Here is a 17,802-nt window from a genome sequence, read left to right as displayed (position 1 = left end):
AAAAATTCTCTATTTAGTTAATAGTGGCAAGATCCAACTGATTTTGTTTTTTATTAAGCTTAAATTTAGCATGGATAGCTCTGACAGCCTTCTCAACATCATTGATGCCAACAATACAAGATATTTTTATTTCAGATGTGGATATTAATTGAATATTAATTTTTTCTTTGGATAAGGCTTCAAACATTTTAGCTGCAACGCCTGAGTTAGCAACCATTCCAGCTCCAACAATACTAACTTTTGCTACTGTGTCATCACAAGCAGTTCCTTCAGCACCAATTATCTCTTTTATTTGTTCAGTAATAGCCAAAGCTTTTGCCGCATCATCCTTTGCAACTGTAAAAGTAATGTTGTTATGCCCACTCCGGGAACTGCTTTGGATAATCATGTCAATGTTAATATTTCCATCAGCTAAAGCAGTAAAAAGTTTACAGGCGACTCCTGGTTCATCGGGTACACCAAAAAGAGTAATTTTCGCTACATTAGAATCATGTGCTATACCGCTTACTGCTATATCTCTTTCCATATTACTAACCTCCTGCACAATTGTACCTTCATTATAGTTAAAACTGGAACGAACGTGTAATTTAACATTAAATTGCATTGCAAATTCTACTGCTCTAGGTTGTAAAACTAAGGCCCCAAGACTTGCTAATTCAAGCATTTCCTCATAGGATATCGAGGAAAGTTTTTGAGCATTAACTTCTATCCTAGGGTCTGTAGTGTAAACTCCATCTACATCTGTAAAAATTTCACAGATGTCTGCTTTTAAGGCAGCGGCCAAGGCAACAGCAGAAGTATCTGACCCTCCGCGTCCCAATGTTGTTATTTCTCCATTAGCAGTTTTTCCTTGAAAACCAGCGACAATAACAATATTTCCTTGATGTAATTCCTTTTGAATGCGTGCACTATTAATATTTATTATTTTAGCTTTTGTATGAACATTACTCGTAATAATACCGGCTTGGGGACCGGTTAAAGATATTGCCTCGTAGCCCAGAGCATGAATAGCCATAGTTAATAAGGCAATAGATACTTGTTCACCAGTTGCCAAAAGCATATCCATTTCCCGATCTGAAGGATTGGTAGTAATCCTTCGAGATAGTGCAACTAAATTATCGGTCGCATCACCAAGTGCCGAAACAACCACAACAACTTGGTTACCGGATTTATAACATTCTACAATTCTTTGAGCAACTCTTTGTATACGTTCGGGATTGGCAACTGAACTGCCTCCGAATTTTTGCACCACTATTCCCATGTTACATACCCCCATTTGTTTAAACGACTGTTTCTGCACCTAAAAAAGTGGGTTTTAAATTTTTAATGGAACAAGAAACACCATAATTTTGAAATGTTTCCTGCATGGCTTCCCCAACTTCCTTTTTATACCCTCGCGTAAAAGCTATTAAAGTCGGACCTGCTCCGCTTAATGCTACACCTAGGGCACCCTTTCTTATTGCAGCTTTAAATACATGATCCATTCCAGGTATTAGTTTCATTCTGTAAGGCTGATGCAGTTTATCCTCCATGACTTGCCCCAATAAATCGTAATCTTGTGAGGCCAATGCCAGAACAAGTAAAGCAATATTGCCGACATTAAACACCGCATCTTTAAGTAAAATTTTTTCCGGAAGTACATTTCTCGCAACTTTAGTGGATAAAGAAAAATTAGGTATAGCTACAACAGTAGAAATTTCCTCCGGAGGCTTTATTCGACGATAAATTATGCTGTTGTTTTTAACACTGCTTACTAGTATCCCGCCTAATAGGGCAGGTGCCACATTATCAGGATGTCCTTCTAGTCCAACTGCAATATCTAAGAGCTCTTCCTTAGATAATTTATTTCCAGCTAATAAATTAGCAGCATAAACTCCACCGACTATTGCCGCCGCACTGCTGCCTAAGCCCCTTGCTACAGGAATATGATTAATAAGCTTAATTTGTAAACCTTTACGTTTATACTTACAGCGATTTAGTGTTTCAACTATAGCTTTTAAAACTATATTGTCCGAATTCTTAGGTATTACCTGCTCTCCCTCACCCTGAACATATACCTCTAAACCCTTTTCTATTTCAGCTAATTCTAGATAATTATATAAATCTAAGGACATTCCTAATGTATCAAACCCAGGACCTAGATTTGCAGTTGTAGCAGGCACCCGAACTTTTATCATATTTTTTCCCCCAATATTTTATTCTTCACCAGACTCAACTCGAATAACATTTCTAATTTCGTTAACTACTGACAAACCTCGAATAATATTTAAAGCATCCTGCAAGTTGGCCTCTTTGACCTCATGGGTTATTAAAACAATCTCTGCTATTTCGTTTTGTCTTTTCTTTTGTATTACAGAGGCAATACTGACCTCTTGATTACCTAAAACACTGGCAATGCTAGCTAAGACTCCAGGTTTATCTTTAACGCTAAGTCTTAAATAATATTTTGATTTTGTTTCAAAAATAGTTTTAATTCTTTTGTGTTCAAAACAAGTACATTGATTTGTTCCCATTAAACCGTTCTTTATATTTTTAGCAATAGTCATTATATCCCCAACTACTGCACTAGCCGTAGGCAGTTCTCCAGCTCCACGGCCAAAAAACATGGCATCTCCAACTGCATCTCCCTTAATATAAATTGAATTATAAACATTATCTACACTAGCTAATGGATGATTTTTAGGCAAAAATACTGGATGTACTCTTACCTCAATTTCTTTTTGTTCTTCTTTGGCAATACCTAATAGTTTTATAACATAACCCAATTCTTTTGCATAAAGAATGTCGCTTGCAGATACTTTTGTAATCCCTTCTACATAAACATTAGGAAAAGTGATTCTAGTATTAAATGCAATTGAGGCAAGAATAGCGATTTTTCTAGCTGAATCTAATCCTTCCACATCTGAAGTAGGATCTGCTTCTGCATAACCCAACTTTTGCGCTTCTGCTAATACTTCGTCAAAATCACTACCCATGTTAGCCATCTTTGTTAGAATATAATTAGTCGTGCCATTAATGATGCCCATTACCGTATTAATTTTATTGCCTGCTAGGGATTCTTTTAATGGTCCGATAATGGGTATTCCGCCTCCTACACTGGCTTCAAACAGTAAATCAGCTTTTCCTTCCTCAGCCGCAGCGAAAAGCTCCTCACCATTTATGGCCATTAAATCTTTATTGGCAGTAACAACACTTTTGCCATTTCGCAATGCATATACAATATATTCCCGTGGAAGTTCAATTCCTCCCATTACCTCAACAATAACATTTATTTCGGGATCATCTAAAATTTCATAAGCGTTTGAAGTAAAAGAAATCTGGCGAAAAGTTGGATCTTGAATTTTTTGCTGATCTCGCTCCAACACTTTAACAATTTCTATATAGCTGCCAATTTTTCTGGCGATACTATCTCTATTATTGCAAAGTACTTTAATTACGCCCTTGCCTACAGTACCGCAACCCAAAATTCCAATTTTAATAGTTTCCAAACTTATCCCACCCTATAACTATATTGTTTAATAATTAACTGTTACCTAATATTTCAACTTTATTAACACCATCTATATTTTTAAGTAACAGTATGAGCTCATTTAACCCTAAAGTCAAATTACCTACTTCAATAGATATTGTTACGTTGGCCAAGCCCTGTAGTGGTATACTTTGATTAATAGTTAGAACGTTCCCTTGAACGTCAGCAATTGAATTAATAACTTGAGATAAAATGCCAGAACGGTGCTCTAAAATTAACGAAATAGTAGTAATCTGACTCGTCCCACTAGAATAGATAGGGAAAACACCTTCTTTGTACTTGTAAAAGGCGCTTCTCGAAAGTCCAATTTTCTTTACCGCTTCATTAATTGTCATGGCCTCATTTTTTTTAAGCATTTCCTTTACCTCAGCAGTTTTTTTAATAGCTTCAGGTAATATATTTGCACTTACGATGTAAAAACGTTCATTTTCTGTTTTAGGCACCTTTCTCACCTACTCGTCTTTGCATGGTGAACATTTGGTTTTATACAGTAGACATTACCATAGGATGCGTTTAATTGTCAATAACTATTTCCCAACATTTTATGAAACTCTTCAGTAAATAACTCTTAAAAAATAAAAAAGTCGGTTTAAACCGACTTATATAATAATGCAAATCAATCCACCACTTCCGTCATTTACTATTCTCTCTAACGTTTCCTGTAACTTCTGCTGGGCATTTTCAGGCATATGATAAAGCTTACCTTGAATTCCTTCCCGTACTAAATCACTTAAGGATTTTCCAAAAACATTAGTTTCCCATATCTTTTGTGGGTTCTCTTCAAATTCATCCATAATGTATTTAATTAAGTCATCACATTGTTTTTCTGTTCCAATTAAAGGAGTTATTTCAGTTGTAATATTTGCTTTGATTAAATGGTAAGATGGTGCTACTGCTTTTAGTTTAACCCCAAAACCACGTCCTTGTTTAATTAATTCTGGTTCTTGCAGTTCCATTTCTTCAACAGTAGGTACTACCATACCATAACCCATATTGCGTACTTCTTGTAAACCGTAAGAAATTTTATCATAGTCTTTTTTGATTACGCTTAACTCTTGCATTAGCCGAAGTAAGGTATGATCCCCTTCAATTTCAAAGCCTGTTAACTCATTTAAAATTTTATGGAAAAGTCCTTCCTGAGCATATATCTCAATTTCAATACTTCCTGTTCCAAGATCAACATTTTTAAGATAAACTTTTTCGACGTTGGTGTTTAAAGCCAATTCATCAATTACTCCATCTATGTCTCTTAATCTGGTGACTTTTTCAATGGCCTCATGAACTGATTCCTCGTAACTTGCTCTTAACCAATGACTATTTTCTAATTCATCAACCCATTTAGGTAGGTTAACATTAACTTCTGTCACAGGAAACTCATAAAGTGCTTCTTCTAGTATATTCAAAACATCTTTTTCCGTTAAATAGGCACAATTCATTGGTAATACTGGTACGTTGTGCTGTTCTTCTAAAGAATGGGCTAATTGTATTGTGTCTTCTTGCTCAGGGTGGGTAGAGTTTAAAATAATTACAAAGGGTTTTTTTAGCTCTTTTAATTCATAAATAACTCTTTCTTCTGCGTCTAAATAATTCTCCCTTGCAATATCGCTTATACTACCGTCAGTAAATACAGCAATACCAATTGTCGAGTGGTCTGTAATTACTTTCCTAGTCCCTACTTCTGCTGCTTCTTGGAAAGTTACTGCTTCTTCAAACCATGGTGTATGTACCATTCTTGGACCGTTATCTTCTTCGTAGCCAATTGCTCCTTCAACTTTATAGCCAACACAATCTACCATTCTAACTTTTAATTTTAAACCTTCTTTGATAACTATTTCCACTGCCTCATTTGGTATAAATTTAGGCTCGGTAGTAGTAATAGTCTTTCCTTCGCTGCTTAAAGGTAACTCATCTTTAGCCCTGTCCCGCTCGTTAGGATTTTTTATATTAGGTAAAACAATTGACTCCATAAATTTCTTAATTAAAGTTGACTTTCCAGTACGAACAGGACCAACAAAACCCAGGTATATGTCTCCCCCAGTGCGTTCAGCAATATCCCTGAATATGTCATAGTTTTCCATTGTTTCCCCTCCTTTAATTAAATCTTTCCTATAATACTTATGTGGGTTAAAATCCACCCATCCCTCCTTTTCCATACTTTAAAAACAAAAAGTTATAATTATCTTTTTGTTTGTTATTCGTTTTATTGGTATGTATTAACATTACATATATATGTCTTTAATTTGGGAATATTACCCTAAATAAAAAAAAGTGCATTGCTGCACTTCTAAACTAAATAAAATTGCAATTAGTAACGACTTCTTCCACTTCATGAGTTCTATTTCTTTTCATAAGATTGTTAACGCTTTCAATAGGCTTCTTACCTTTATATAAGACATCATGGACTTCCTGGGTAATTGGCATCTCCACACATAACTGCCTAGCCAATTTAACAGCTGCTTTCACAGTATTTGCTCCCTCTACTACCATACCCATATTCTTTAATATAGTATCTAATGGTATTCCTTGTCCAAGCTGGATACCAGCTCTGCGATTTCTACTATGCATACTGCTGCAGGTTACAATTAAATCACCAATTCCAGTCAAACCAGCAAAAGTTAAGGGATCAGCTTTAAGTCGAATTCCTACACGTGATATCTCTGTAATACCTCTAGTCATTAAAGCTGCCCGTGTATTATCACCAAATCCTAACCCATCTGCTATACCAGTTGCCAAGGCAATAACATTTTTTAAGGCCCCTCCAATTTCCACACCACAAATATCAGGATTGGTATACACTCTAAAGTTAACCGCCATAAAAATATCTTGTACAAATTCCGCAACTTTTCGTTGCTTTGCTGCTGCTACAACAGCCGTAGGTAGAAAACGGCTAACTTCTTCCGCGTGACTGGGACCAGAAAGAACTGCCACTGGGGGCAACCCCTTTGTTTCTTCCATAATAACTTGGCTCATACGCATTAATGTTTTTTCTTCGAGACCCTTAGCAGTATTAACAATTACAACATCCTTGTTAATTTTAGGACTAAAAAGTTGTACTACTTCTCGTACTGCATTTGACGGCACTGATAAAACAACTAGCTTAGCACCATGCAAAGCAAAATCTAAATCACAAGTAGGTTCAATATTATTAGCAAGTTCAATATCTGGTAAAAAATGTTGATTGAATCTGGTCTCATTCATAATGTCAACTTGTTCTTTATCTATTGACCACAGGCGAACTAATAGTCCTTTTTTTGCTAAATGGACAGCAAGAGCAGTCCCCCAGCTTCCTGCTCCTAAAACACATATATTTTTCATTTTTTGATCCGTCCTTTAAATATTTAATCTTCTTTATGATTTTTTTTCTTTCTAGTTATTAATCTAATAGGATTTCCCTCAAACCCAAATGACTTTCTTAATTGATTTTCAATATATCTTTGGTAAGAAAAATGCATCAGCTCTGGATCATTAACAAAAAGAATAAAAGTTGGCGGTTTTACCCCGCTTTGAGTGGCATAAAGTATTTTTAAATACTTCCCCTTATCCCCTGGTGGAGGGTTAAGAGCCATTATTTCCGCTATATATTTATTTAATAAATTTGTAGAGATCCTTCTCGCACTTTGCTCTGCTACAAAATCTATTAAATCAAATATTTTCCACACCCTTTGACCCGTTAAAGCAGAAACGTACATAATTGGCGCATACTGCATGAAAGATAATTCTTCACGAATTCTTTCATCAAACTTATTAATTGTTTTATCATTTTTAATAACCAGATCCCATTTATTAACTACAATAATGGAACCTTTCCCATTTTCATGGGCAAAACCAGCAATCTTTTTATCCTGTTCTGTAACCCCTTCAGTTGCATCAATCAGAATAAGTACTACATCTGCTCTTTCTACTGCTTTTAGCGATCTTAATACACTATAGCGTTCCGTTGTATTATAGATTTTAGCTCTTTTTCTCATCCCTGCAGTATCAATTATTAAATATTCTTTGCCTTCTCTGCTTAAAACAGAATCTATAGCATCCCTCGTTGTACCCGGTATATCACTTACTATAACTCGTTCTTCTCCTAAAAGAAAATTAGTCATCGTAGATTTACCTACATTTGGGCGACCAATAACTGCAATTTTAATTGTATCTGAGAAGTTTTCTTCGTCCTTTTCTGCAGGAAAGTTTGCTATAACTGCATCTAACAAATCCCCCGTATTCATACCATGGATAGCCGAAACGGGAATGGGCTCTCCCAATCCCAATTTATAAAACTCATAGAACTCAGGGTTAGAAAAATTTTCTACTTTATTAACAGCTAAGACTACTGGTTTGTCAGTTTTCCGAAGAATTGAAGCTACCTCATAATCATCTGGTAACAAACCTGTTTTGGCATCGGTCAAGAATATAATAATATCCGCCTCAGTTATAGCTATTTCTGCCTGCTTTTTAACCTGAGTTGATATTTTATTATCCTCCCATTGAATACCACCAGTATCAATAAGAGTAAATTTATTATCTTGCCATTCAGCGTCTCGATAAATTCTGTCTCTTGTTACCCCAGAGATATCTTCAACGATAGCAACCCGTTCCCCAGTTATTCGATTAAACAATGTGGATTTTCCAACATTAGGCCTGCCAACAATTGCTACAATCGGTTTGGCCATTTCATCAGCCCCTATCTTAAATATTTACTCCAAGATTGCGTCAAGCAAACCTTTAGCGGTGTTCGATACTACTTGTAATTTATAATGCAGTTGTTGTCGTACCTGTCCCAATTTTAAATCATCCAAAAATAATTCCCCGTCTTTAAGCATAACATCGGGAATTAAGATTCTAGTATTTTTAGCAAGATGGGCTTTGTTAAGACCATTAATTAAATCTTGCCCAGTGAGTAAACCTGCCACCGTAACTGTATGTCCAAAAAAATTGTTCTCCAAAGCTAAAACATTTACATTTATATCTGGAATAATTTTCTGCAAATCCAAAATAAGTTCCTTTAAAATATCTTCTGCTGATTTTCCTGTTACTATTATAATCGGGTTATGTCTATCAACTTTAGGTTGGGTAATTTTTAAGAGCCTTTTAAACTCATCAATAAACAACCGTGCAATTCCAACACCATTTTCTAACTGTAAATAATCTTCATAGTAACTATCTTCGGGTAATTTTTCCCTTGCTAAAATGAAAAATTCATCAGCAACAAATACGAATCTAGTTTTTAGCTCAGACAAGAAATTATGTTGAAAATCTTCAACTATTTTCAAAACATCTGCTGCTTTATCTCGATTAAAAGTCTGTAAAGGTTCAAGTTCCAGACGTTGGTTAGTAAGACCGACAGGTACAACTGCCAGCGAGGCAACGCCTGGACATAAGGATGCTAAACTCTTTATTGTTTGCATTAATTCCTTGCCATCATTTACACCTGGTACTAAAACAGCCTGTGCATGAATTATAATACCATTTTCTACTAGAAATTTTAACTGTTCCATGATTCTTCCAGCAGACTTATTGCCTAATATCTTTGCTCTTAGAGTTGGGTTTGTCGTATGTACAGAAACATACAAGGGACTTAGTTTTAAATCTACAATCCTTTTTAAGTCACATTCTTTTAAATTTGTTAAAGTAATAAAATTACCAAAAAGAAAGGAATAGCGATAATCGTCATCTTTAATATATAAGCTTTTTCTTAAGTTTTTTGGCATTTGATCAACAAAACAAAAGATGCAATTATTCTGGCATCTTTTGATACCGTTAAAAGTTGCATCGCTAAAAATTATTCCTAAGTCTTCATCAAGTTCTTTTTCTATTTCATATACCAAATGCTCACCATTACATTTCTTAATTTCTAATTCAATATAATCATCAATTTCTAAATATCGATAAATAATTTGATCTTCTATTATTTGATTATTAATTTTCACTACTTTATCCCCTGGTTCTAAATGTAGTTCATCTGCAATACTGCCAGGTATAATACCAGCAATGCATGCCATTAATTCCTTAGCCAGCTTTCTCACCCCTTAACACACATTAACTAATTATCTATTATTTACATAAGTCAAGTCAATCTTTTTAAGGCTTAAGCACTTGTTTTTTTATAAATGAAAGATTCATCCAAATAATTGAAGTATTAAATATAAAATTAAAACAATTTAAAATAGGTAAAGAAAAAATTTTTGATAATACAAACAATAAAAAGTAATTCTTCGGAAATGCATCTATGGACTTAATGTCTTTATTTGAACAAAATGTATCTTGAAAGCTATATAGTATTTTATGTACTAATTTTTTTTCAATTTTAGCCTCTAAAGCATAGATTTCGTTGCCATCCCCATCAATTCCGAAATAATATGTTAAATAAGGTTTTATATTATATTCTTTAATGTATTTGCGAAATCCTTTATAACTGATCTTACTATCAATAATTTGCAAATGCAAACCGGCAGCAGCTAAAGCACCATACTTTCCTGTTTGACAATAGTAAATTATTTTCAATATATGCCACTCCCGAATACATTACTTATTTATGTAAATTCTTTTTACATTTTCTACTAATCCTACATATTTAAAAAAAGAATGCTGAACACCTTTAAGAACGATTGGACGTCCAAGTCTAGGTGTTTGAAGTCCTCTGGAAAGAAAACCTCCTACAACCATCTTCCAATTAACTAATGGCATTGTATTAATTAGAATAAAGTCCTTTTGCGACAGATTATTCATTTCCACTAACCCTTTAATTAAAATTTCAAAATTAACTGCTAAGTTTCTGCGACCTATAAAAAAAACTTTATTGCCCAATTCGTCAGTTCCCATTAAACGAAATTGCCCATGATCAGCGTTTATTTGATAATCAAAGAAAGGTACTTTCATTAATTCAGTAACAGATGGAATATGTGTAGTTGAAAGCAACCCTAAATGTATTGCTGCCGCCGTAACTGAAGAATGGGCACCTCCAAAGCAGTGATAAATAATGTTCATCGTTTTCACCTATTAGTTAGTTAATAAAAGCCGGAGCTTTCCCCGGCATTAAATTTAAACATTAAATTACTTTTTGTTCAGGTCTTCTTCCTTTCTTATTTTATCTTCATTATTTCTTTTCCTTGGTAAACTACCTAAAAAGTTTGCCCATTCCGTAGATGAGAATTGTCTAAGCTTATCAGCAGCTCCTTTAAGACTGCCTGTGCTAATGAATAAAAAGGCAGCACCACCTATTAAAGCTATCCCTAACACCCACCATAAAGCTGACCAGTCACCTTTATTGGCAGGAGTTTTTGTATAACCAGTTTGATTAGGTGTAGTTGTACCTGTTGATAAACCTAATACTTGAGGTAGAGCATCAGCAAATAGTTTTATACCATTTTCCGCCCTATATCTATCATTAGTATGGGTACCTACTTCAATTAGCATAGAACGAGGCGATAAATCCTGATTATAATTTCCTTTTGCCATAAAAATGCCTTTTACAAGGCCAGGATAAATTTTATCTATTCCAGCTTTTACCTGCTTTGCAAAATCTAAATTAGCCTGCATATTTTGATTTTGTCTTCCTACTACTATACGGATTTTAGCTAAAGAGTTACCTGAAATTTTTCCTTTATAGAAATCTGGATCAGGAACACCATCACGGTGAATATCAATAATTGCTGCCGGTCGATCTTTTAACAGTTGAACGGCCGTTCGGCGAGAACGAATATATGCCTGGGAATCTCTCGGTTCGTGAGATCTTTTACTATGCTCTACAGCAAGACCCTCTCGTTCAAAAGTAGCTGTTGCCGTGTCACCTACTTTAAAAATTCCACCATTACCCGGAATACTATCCGTCCCATCAGTAGGTACATAAGATTCAGCTGAGTGTGTGTGGTAGATTGCTATTAAATTATTACTATTATTTTTTGTATCAACTGGTAAACTTAAGTTATGAAACCCCGCTAACGCATCCTGAGCAATTAATGTTGCTATTGCCCGATCCTTAACAATTTTGTCAATTCTATATTCTTTATTATCTTCTGCTATAAATCGATCTCCCACATACACGACTCGTGCAGTTTTATCAAGTATCTTACCTTTTTGATCTACAATAGTAAAATATCCGCCATCTTCCCTTTCATTTTCCCAAAATCCTATTCCAGGTAAATTTATTACAGCAGCATCTTGTTGCGTTTGCTTATAATAGTTTTGAGCTACTTTTCCCAAAAAGAAACTGCCCAGAATAAACATTGATAATATCAATGATATTCGAACTTTTTTGTTTACTTTCATTTTTCTCCCTCCTCCTTGTCATTTCTCTCAGCATCTTTAAGATCCCTTTTGAAAGCAGGTTGAGCATCGTACTTTTCTGTTTTTATATCTTCCAGCCCTTCAATTAATTCGGAAGGCCTATTTTCTGAGGCAGGACCTCCCTGTAGTCTTTCTCTAGTTTCACCAATTATTTCTGCCAATAAAACTGCAATAATCCCTGACAAAATAATGGCATCAAATGCCCCGGCTCCACCTATATTAATTGTGCCTCGAGTTCCTGTACTAATTAAGCGAATAAAAGAAATAATGTCCAGTGTTAACACACCTAATGTAGCCGCAATAAATGCTGAGCGTCTAGAACGACCTACTATGTAAGCAGTTAAACCTGCAACAATTGGAATAACATAAAGGGGATCAATAAAATCAGTTCCTGTCTGCCATGGATCTCCACTCATTAAAGTTGAACTAATAAAATATACAACTGCTGCTGTCACTATGGTAGCTCCAATAGCTCTAATCCATTCTTTCGCCGTTCCAGCCTTGCTTAGAACGTAAATAGCTAATGCAATCGGTACAATACCGCCACCAACATTTATCGAAGCATTAGTTTGTCCTGAATAAAGTGGTATGTTTATAAAACTTCCTACAATAATACCCAATAAAATAACCAAAGCTGCCTTATCAGTTAACCTCATTCTGTCTAATACTCGGTGTGCTAAACCAAAATATACAAGTATAGATATTATTAGTAATGCAATCATCCCTACAGGGAAACCTGTCATAAAAGTACTCTCCTTTCGTCAAATTATTAATCACTTAACTAATACAGTGGTTAGATTTCCCTCTAAAAAGTCAAATTATACAAAACCTCTGTACATATCGAGTAAGGTAAAGCCGAAGTAATTTGCTTCGGCTTTACCTTCTCACAGAACCGTACGTACAGGCCTCGTATACGGCTCTTGATAAACTTCAGTTACTTCTCGCAGCAGGGAGACAAAACGCCGACATTGTATGTTTCCAAATCAATTAACCCATTTCCTTAAACCAACTGTTTGATAAGGCCATACTTTTCAATGGGCTTGCGGAGCTACGCCGGGTTGTCATAGATATTTTCTCATACTGACCTTTATATCCTCGCCTATGCAATTCCAGCCTCGGTTATCTTCTCTTTGCATAAATATTTATATCTGCAGTCAGATTCTTTGATTTATCTTCGCCCCTTCGCATTACATAAAAGCTTTGGACTTTCATGCCTCACTACAACTTGGTGCAGTGTCCTCCCGGTTTTATCCTCCGGTCTGTTACCGGCTTTTGGGCTTTCCCACTTTTTACATGGTTACCCGCCTGACTAGCCAACCTCGGTTTGCTTGCGCTATGTTCCAAGTTCCCCCTTCGGCTTCCTTCAAACCCCACAGTTACCGGTGACGCCCTTGCTTACGAGTTATCTTCCTGCCGGTTAGGCGATAGGGTTTCTTTCAGCCCATCGGCTCAGCAAACATGCCGGGCAAACTAAAAAAAGACTAATGTTATACATCAGTCTTTAAAATCTTACTTTTCATACATTAATATTCAAATGTCTTAAGTTTAGCTTTCTCTGTTTAATCCATTCAACAGTATCACCCGTAACAACTATAGGAACATCACGGAAGCACTTAATGTTCTCACTGCCGGTTAAGAGTAAGGTCATTTTCAATTCAGTAATTATATCCTCAATATATGAATATAAATCTGCTTCATTTTTTTCTAATAAGAATTTCAAGGCTCTTCCTGCTATTCCAACCATAGTTGCTCCAATTCGTAATGCTTTTGCAATTTCTATTCCATTAACAATACCACCTGAAGCAATTATTTGTAAAGGCAAATTTAAATTTGCTATTTCCAGTATGCTTTTGGCAGTTGGAATTCCCCAAGTTATGAAATCCTCGGTAAACTTTTGCTTTGACCTAGCTATTTCAATGGCAGCAAAGTTTGTACCACCTAAACCACTAATATCTATCTCTTTAACACCTACTTCAAATAAGCTGCGGCCTACATCCATTGAAATTCCAAATCCTACTTCCTTAACTATTACTGGAACAGGGCATCTGGCGATTATTTCTGCAATATTGTGTAAAATTCCCTTAAAAGATCTATCTCCTTCCGGCATAAGCAATTCTTGAAGTGAATTAAGGTGAATTTGTAATCCATCAGCTTCAATCATTTCAACTGCACTTAGAGCTTTTTCCCAAGAAACGAGAGCTCCTACATTGGCTAACAATAACCCGGCAGGATTTTCCTGTCGGGCAATACTATAAGTTTTTTTCAATTCATTATTATTTAATGCTGATGTCTGTGAACCAACAGCCATAGCAATTCCTAATTTTCCTGCTGTCCTTGCTAAAGCCCCATTTATACTCTGTGTTTCTTGAGCTCCACCTGTAATAGCATTAATTATAAGAGGAGCCTTTAATCTTTTACCAAGCCATGTACAAGTAAGATCTACATCAGCATAATTTACTTCAGGCAACGCATTATGAATAAGATGTATGTCAGAAAATCCATTTTCTACTGGCCCTGTCGGAAGTTCTAAAGCAAGTTTAATATGATCAAGTTTTCTTTTTTCTCTTAAATTGTTATTATTCATGCTTTTTTGTAAATAAGTCACCAAAAACGTCTCCCAACGTAACATTGGTTTCATTTGTCTTATATTCTCTTAAAACTTCTTCTTGAACTTTCTTTTCCCGATCATTCTGAACAGCTTTTAAGCTTAAACCAATTTTTTGAGCATTTAAGTCAACATTTAGTACTTTTAACTCTAGTTCTTGGCCAATACTAACTACTTCTTCTGCTTTATTTACATGGTGGTTTGCCAGTTGGGAAATATGAACAAGACCCTCAACACCGGGTTCTAAACTTACAAAAACACCAAAGGGTGCTATTCTAAGTACTTTTCCATGAACAATAGCACCTACTTTATATTTTTCTGCTACTTTATCCCATGGGTTAGGCAATGCTTCTTTGATGCTCAGAGAAACTTTGCCTTTTTCTCGATCTACTTTCAAAATCTTAACCTCAACCTCTTGTCCCTCATGTAAAACTTCTCTGGGATGGTCTATTCTGTTCCAGGCTATTTCAGAAACATGTAGCAATCCATCAACGCCACCAATATCCACAAAGGCACCAAAATCCGTTAAACGTCGCACAATTCCTTTACGAATTTCTCCAACGTTTAAATTATTCAATGTTTCTACCCGTAAACGATTAAATTCTTCATCCAAAATTGCTTTTTGAGATAATACAACTTTGTTTTTTTCCTTGTCAATTTCAATGACTCTTAATCTTAACTTTTTACCAACGTATGACTTTAAATCTTCCACATAACCTCTTTCCAGTAAAGATGCAGGAACAAAACCCCTTATTCCAACATCTACTAAAACTCCTCCATTGACAACTTCTGTTACTTCAGCCGAAATTTCTTCCTGATTTTCCAGAGCAGATGCCAATCGATCCCAAGCTAATTGTCGATCAACTCTTTTCTTTGACAATACAGAATGCCCCTCTTCGTTTTCCACACGTATAACTAGGGCTGTAACCTTATCGCCAACTTTTAGAACTTCTGCTGGATGAGCTATATTCTTTATAGATAATTCCGTTAGAGGTATTACTCCCTCAGATTTACCACCAAAATCTAGCAAAACCTCGTTGTCCTTAATTTGGGCAACGGTTCCTTCCACGATATCACCTTTTTGAATTTCTTTTACATCGTTAAACTCTTCCATCTTTTGTACAACCTCCTCAATAATCCAATCTGGCGTAGAAGCACCAGCGGCAACCCCTACTGTCTTTATATTTAAAAACCACTGAGACTGTAACTCCGAAGCATCCTCAATCTGATATGTAGGAGTCCCAGTGCTCAGGCAAATACTTGCTAATTTTTTAGTGTTAGAACTATTATTGCCGCCAACAACCAACATTACATCAACATTCTCAGCTAATTTCCGAGCTTCTTCCTGCCTTTCCTTTGTTGCTAGGCAAATAGTGTTGAAAACTTGAAATTCCTTGCATTTGTTATTTAAAATGTCAGCTATGGCCTGCAGATTTTTTTGTTGCTGGGTAGTTTGTGCGACTAAAGCAATTTTGGGAAACGCTTTTAATTCTAAAGCATCATCAATACTCTCCACAACAATTGCTTGGCTATCAGACCAACCCACTAACCCCTGTACCTCTGGGTGTAATCTATCCCCTAAAATTACGACTTGATACCCTTGATTTTGCAGTTCAGGTATAATTTTTTGTACTTTCGCAACATAGGGACAAGTTCCATCAATAACATGAACCTTTTCCTCTAATGATTTTTTTACTTTTGGACTAACTCCATGGGAACGTATAACAATGCACCCTTCCTTAATAACCTCCAAATTATCTAATGCTAAAATATTTTGCTGTGCTAGCTTTTCAACTACTTGGCGATTATGAATTAAAGGGCCATATGTATAAACGGGTTTTTTGCAACTACGAAGTGCACCTTCGGTCAATTTTAAAGCACGACGAACACCATAGCAAAAACCCGATTTTTTAGCAACAATAATATGTAGCATCTGTTCACCAACTTAAAATAATTCTGTATCTAGTTTATAACATTTTGCCAAACATTATTAATTTTTCGTGGAAAATAATAAAATTCCTGCAATTTTAATTAAAAACACCACAAACTGTACACAATAAAGGCTATAATTAATCGATAAACCACCTAAGCACAAATTTAATACTTAAAGGTTAATTACCTTCAACAGATTTAAGCATAGCAGAGATAGTATCCTGTAATAATTGGGTACCTTGGTCAATTTCTGTACCATCCATTATGACATGTTCATTTAAATATATGACTTCTCCAATTATTACTTTAAAAGAATGAAATGCGCCTTTTTCCCAAATATTTTTAGTACCAATGCATGCTACTGGCAGTATGGGTGCTCCCGTACGCAAAGCAATCAAAGCTGCTCCAGAGTGAAAAGGAAGTAATTCATAGCTGTTACTTCTAGTTCCTTCTGGGAACATACCTAGGACTTCCTGGTTATGCAACACTTGTAGTGCTGTTTTTAAGGCAGCACGGTCAGATTTTTGACGTTTCACCGGAAAAGTACCAACTACTTTCAGCAGCATGCCTAAAAGAGGAACTTTAAATAGTTCCTCTTTCGCCATAAAATGAACTGGCCTATCTAAAGATGCTGCTACTGCTATGGGATCCCACAAACTTCTATGATTTGCTAAAACTAAAACTGGTCCCTGTTGCGGAAAGTTTTGTTTGCCCTTCACTTCCCAATGACAAATATAATTAAAAAGAAAGCAAAAAAATTTTTTAATTAAATTATAAATCATAACTCTCACCCTTAATTATATTTTCTATAACAGATGCTACTTGCCGTGGGGAGAGGTTGCTTGTATCAATTTCTACTGCATCTAGTGCTTTTACTAAAGGCGCGGCCTTTCGTTTACTGTCTAATTGGTCTCGCCTAGCAATATCTTGTCTAATTTGTTCCATAGTTAGATTATAGCCTTTGCATTTTAGCTCATTATATCTCCTTTTGGTTCTTTCTTCCAATGAAGCGGTTAAAAAGAACTTATGTGCAGCATCTGGCAAAACATTGCTACCAATATCTCGCCCATCCATAACTACGTTACCATCCTTAGCAAACTTCCTTTGCTGATGCAAAAATACCTCCCTAACTTCTGGAATCTGGGCAATTTGAGAAACAAACTCAGATACTTCAGGCGTTCTTATCTCTTCCGTCACATCAAAACCATCACAAAATACTTTTTGGGCACTTGTGTGCTTACTTTTAGTAAGAACGATTTCTGTTTTTTGGGCAAGCTTTATTATGTTTTTAACATCTTGGTAACTAAACTTTTCCTGCAATGCTTTCCATGCTAATGCTCTATACATTGCCCCTGTATCAACATATAAGTAACCTAATTTTTTTGCTATAAGCTTAGCTACCGTACTTTTGCCTGCTCCCGCAGGTCCATCTATGGCTATATTACCTTTTTTTAACATTTAC

At 35.6% G+C, this 17,802-nt stretch carries 16 protein-coding genes; all 16 read right to left on the bottom strand.

Going from position 1 to position 17,802, the window contains the following annotated elements:
• Window positions 1–13: 13 nt before the first annotated feature.
• Window positions 14–1,261: an aspartate kinase gene (locus tag RDV78_09455; GenBank protein MDS1030690.1), complete on the bottom strand. Its 1,248-nt coding sequence runs from the start codon at window positions 1,259–1,261 to the stop codon at window positions 14–16.
• Window positions 1,262–1,280: 19 nt separating this feature from the next.
• Window positions 1,281–2,177, bottom strand: a complete 897-nt coding sequence (thrB, locus tag RDV78_09450) for a homoserine kinase (GenBank protein ID MDS1030689.1) — start codon at window positions 2,175–2,177, stop codon at window positions 1,281–1,283.
• 18 nt (window positions 2,178–2,195) lie between these two features.
• Entirely contained in the window at window positions 2,196–3,488 is a 1,293-nt protein-coding gene (locus RDV78_09445) for a homoserine dehydrogenase (protein ID MDS1030688.1), read from the bottom strand.
• Window positions 3,489–3,522: 34 nt separating this feature from the next.
• Window positions 3,523–3,972 carry an ACT domain-containing protein gene (locus RDV78_09440; GenBank protein MDS1030687.1) on the bottom strand — a complete coding sequence of 150 codons (450 nt, stop codon included), beginning with the start codon at window positions 3,970–3,972 and terminating at the stop codon, window positions 3,523–3,525.
• Window positions 3,973–4,128: 156 nt separating this feature from the next.
• Window positions 4,129–5,607 carry a stage IV sporulation protein A gene (gene spoIVA / locus RDV78_09435; protein MDS1030686.1) on the bottom strand — a complete coding sequence of 493 codons (1,479 nt, stop codon included), beginning with the start codon at window positions 5,605–5,607 and terminating at the stop codon, window positions 4,129–4,131.
• Window positions 5,608–5,818: 211 nt separating this feature from the next.
• Window positions 5,819–6,844: an NAD(P)H-dependent glycerol-3-phosphate dehydrogenase gene (locus tag RDV78_09430; GenBank protein ID MDS1030685.1), complete on the bottom strand. Its 1,026-nt coding sequence runs from the start codon at window positions 6,842–6,844 to the stop codon at window positions 5,819–5,821.
• 23 nt (window positions 6,845–6,867) lie between these two features.
• Window positions 6,868–8,190 carry a ribosome biogenesis GTPase Der gene (gene der / locus RDV78_09425; GenBank protein MDS1030684.1) on the bottom strand — a complete coding sequence of 441 codons (1,323 nt, stop codon included), beginning with the start codon at window positions 8,188–8,190 and terminating at the stop codon, window positions 6,868–6,870.
• Window positions 8,191–8,214: 24 nt separating this feature from the next.
• Window positions 8,215–9,519: a DUF512 domain-containing protein gene (locus tag RDV78_09420; protein MDS1030683.1), complete on the bottom strand. Its 1,305-nt coding sequence runs from the start codon at window positions 9,517–9,519 to the stop codon at window positions 8,215–8,217.
• Between the two features lie 79 nt (window positions 9,520–9,598).
• On the bottom strand, window positions 9,599–10,021 hold the full coding sequence (locus RDV78_09415) for a DUF3189 family protein (GenBank protein ID MDS1030682.1): 423 nt from the start codon (window positions 10,019–10,021) through the stop codon (window positions 9,599–9,601).
• 21 nt (window positions 10,022–10,042) lie between these two features.
• On the bottom strand, window positions 10,043–10,504 hold the full coding sequence (locus RDV78_09410) for a DUF3189 family protein (protein MDS1030681.1): 462 nt from the start codon (window positions 10,502–10,504) through the stop codon (window positions 10,043–10,045).
• Between the two features lie 66 nt (window positions 10,505–10,570).
• Window positions 10,571–11,785, bottom strand: a complete 1,215-nt coding sequence (gene spoIIP / locus RDV78_09405) for a stage II sporulation protein P (protein ID MDS1030680.1) — start codon at window positions 11,783–11,785, stop codon at window positions 10,571–10,573.
• A complete protein-coding gene (locus tag RDV78_09400; protein ID MDS1030679.1) occupies window positions 11,782–12,546 on the bottom strand; it encodes a DUF1614 domain-containing protein in 765 nt (254 codons plus the stop codon). Before RDV78_09400 ends, spoIIP begins: the two co-directional genes overlap by 4 nt.
• 773 nt (window positions 12,547–13,319) lie before the next feature.
• Window positions 13,320–14,408, bottom strand: coding sequence for a type 2 isopentenyl-diphosphate Delta-isomerase (gene fni, locus RDV78_09395; protein ID MDS1030678.1), 1,089 nt, complete (start codon window positions 14,406–14,408; stop codon window positions 13,320–13,322).
• Entirely contained in the window at window positions 14,380–16,341 is a 1,962-nt protein-coding gene (locus tag RDV78_09390; protein ID MDS1030677.1) for a bifunctional 4-hydroxy-3-methylbut-2-enyl diphosphate reductase/30S ribosomal protein S1, read from the bottom strand. Before RDV78_09390 ends, fni begins: the two co-directional genes overlap by 29 nt.
• A gap of 178 nt (window positions 16,342–16,519) precedes the next feature.
• Window positions 16,520–17,122 (bottom strand): lysophospholipid acyltransferase family protein, encoded by a 603-nt coding sequence (locus RDV78_09385; GenBank protein ID MDS1030676.1) that lies wholly within the window; start codon window positions 17,120–17,122, stop codon window positions 16,520–16,522.
• A complete protein-coding gene (gene cmk, locus RDV78_09380) occupies window positions 17,112–17,798 on the bottom strand; it encodes a (d)CMP kinase (protein MDS1030675.1) in 687 nt (228 codons plus the stop codon). The genes RDV78_09385 and cmk overlap by 11 nt, the downstream gene beginning before the upstream one ends.
• Window positions 17,799–17,802 lie beyond the last annotated feature (4 nt).

This window comes from Bacillota bacterium LX-D (assembly GCA_031628995.1).
Classification (GTDB): Bacteria; Bacillota; DUOV01; order DUOV01; family Zhaonellaceae; genus JAVLUO01.
The sequence above is the reverse complement of the archived record's forward strand: the minus strand, read 5'-3'. Positions and strand labels throughout refer to the sequence as shown.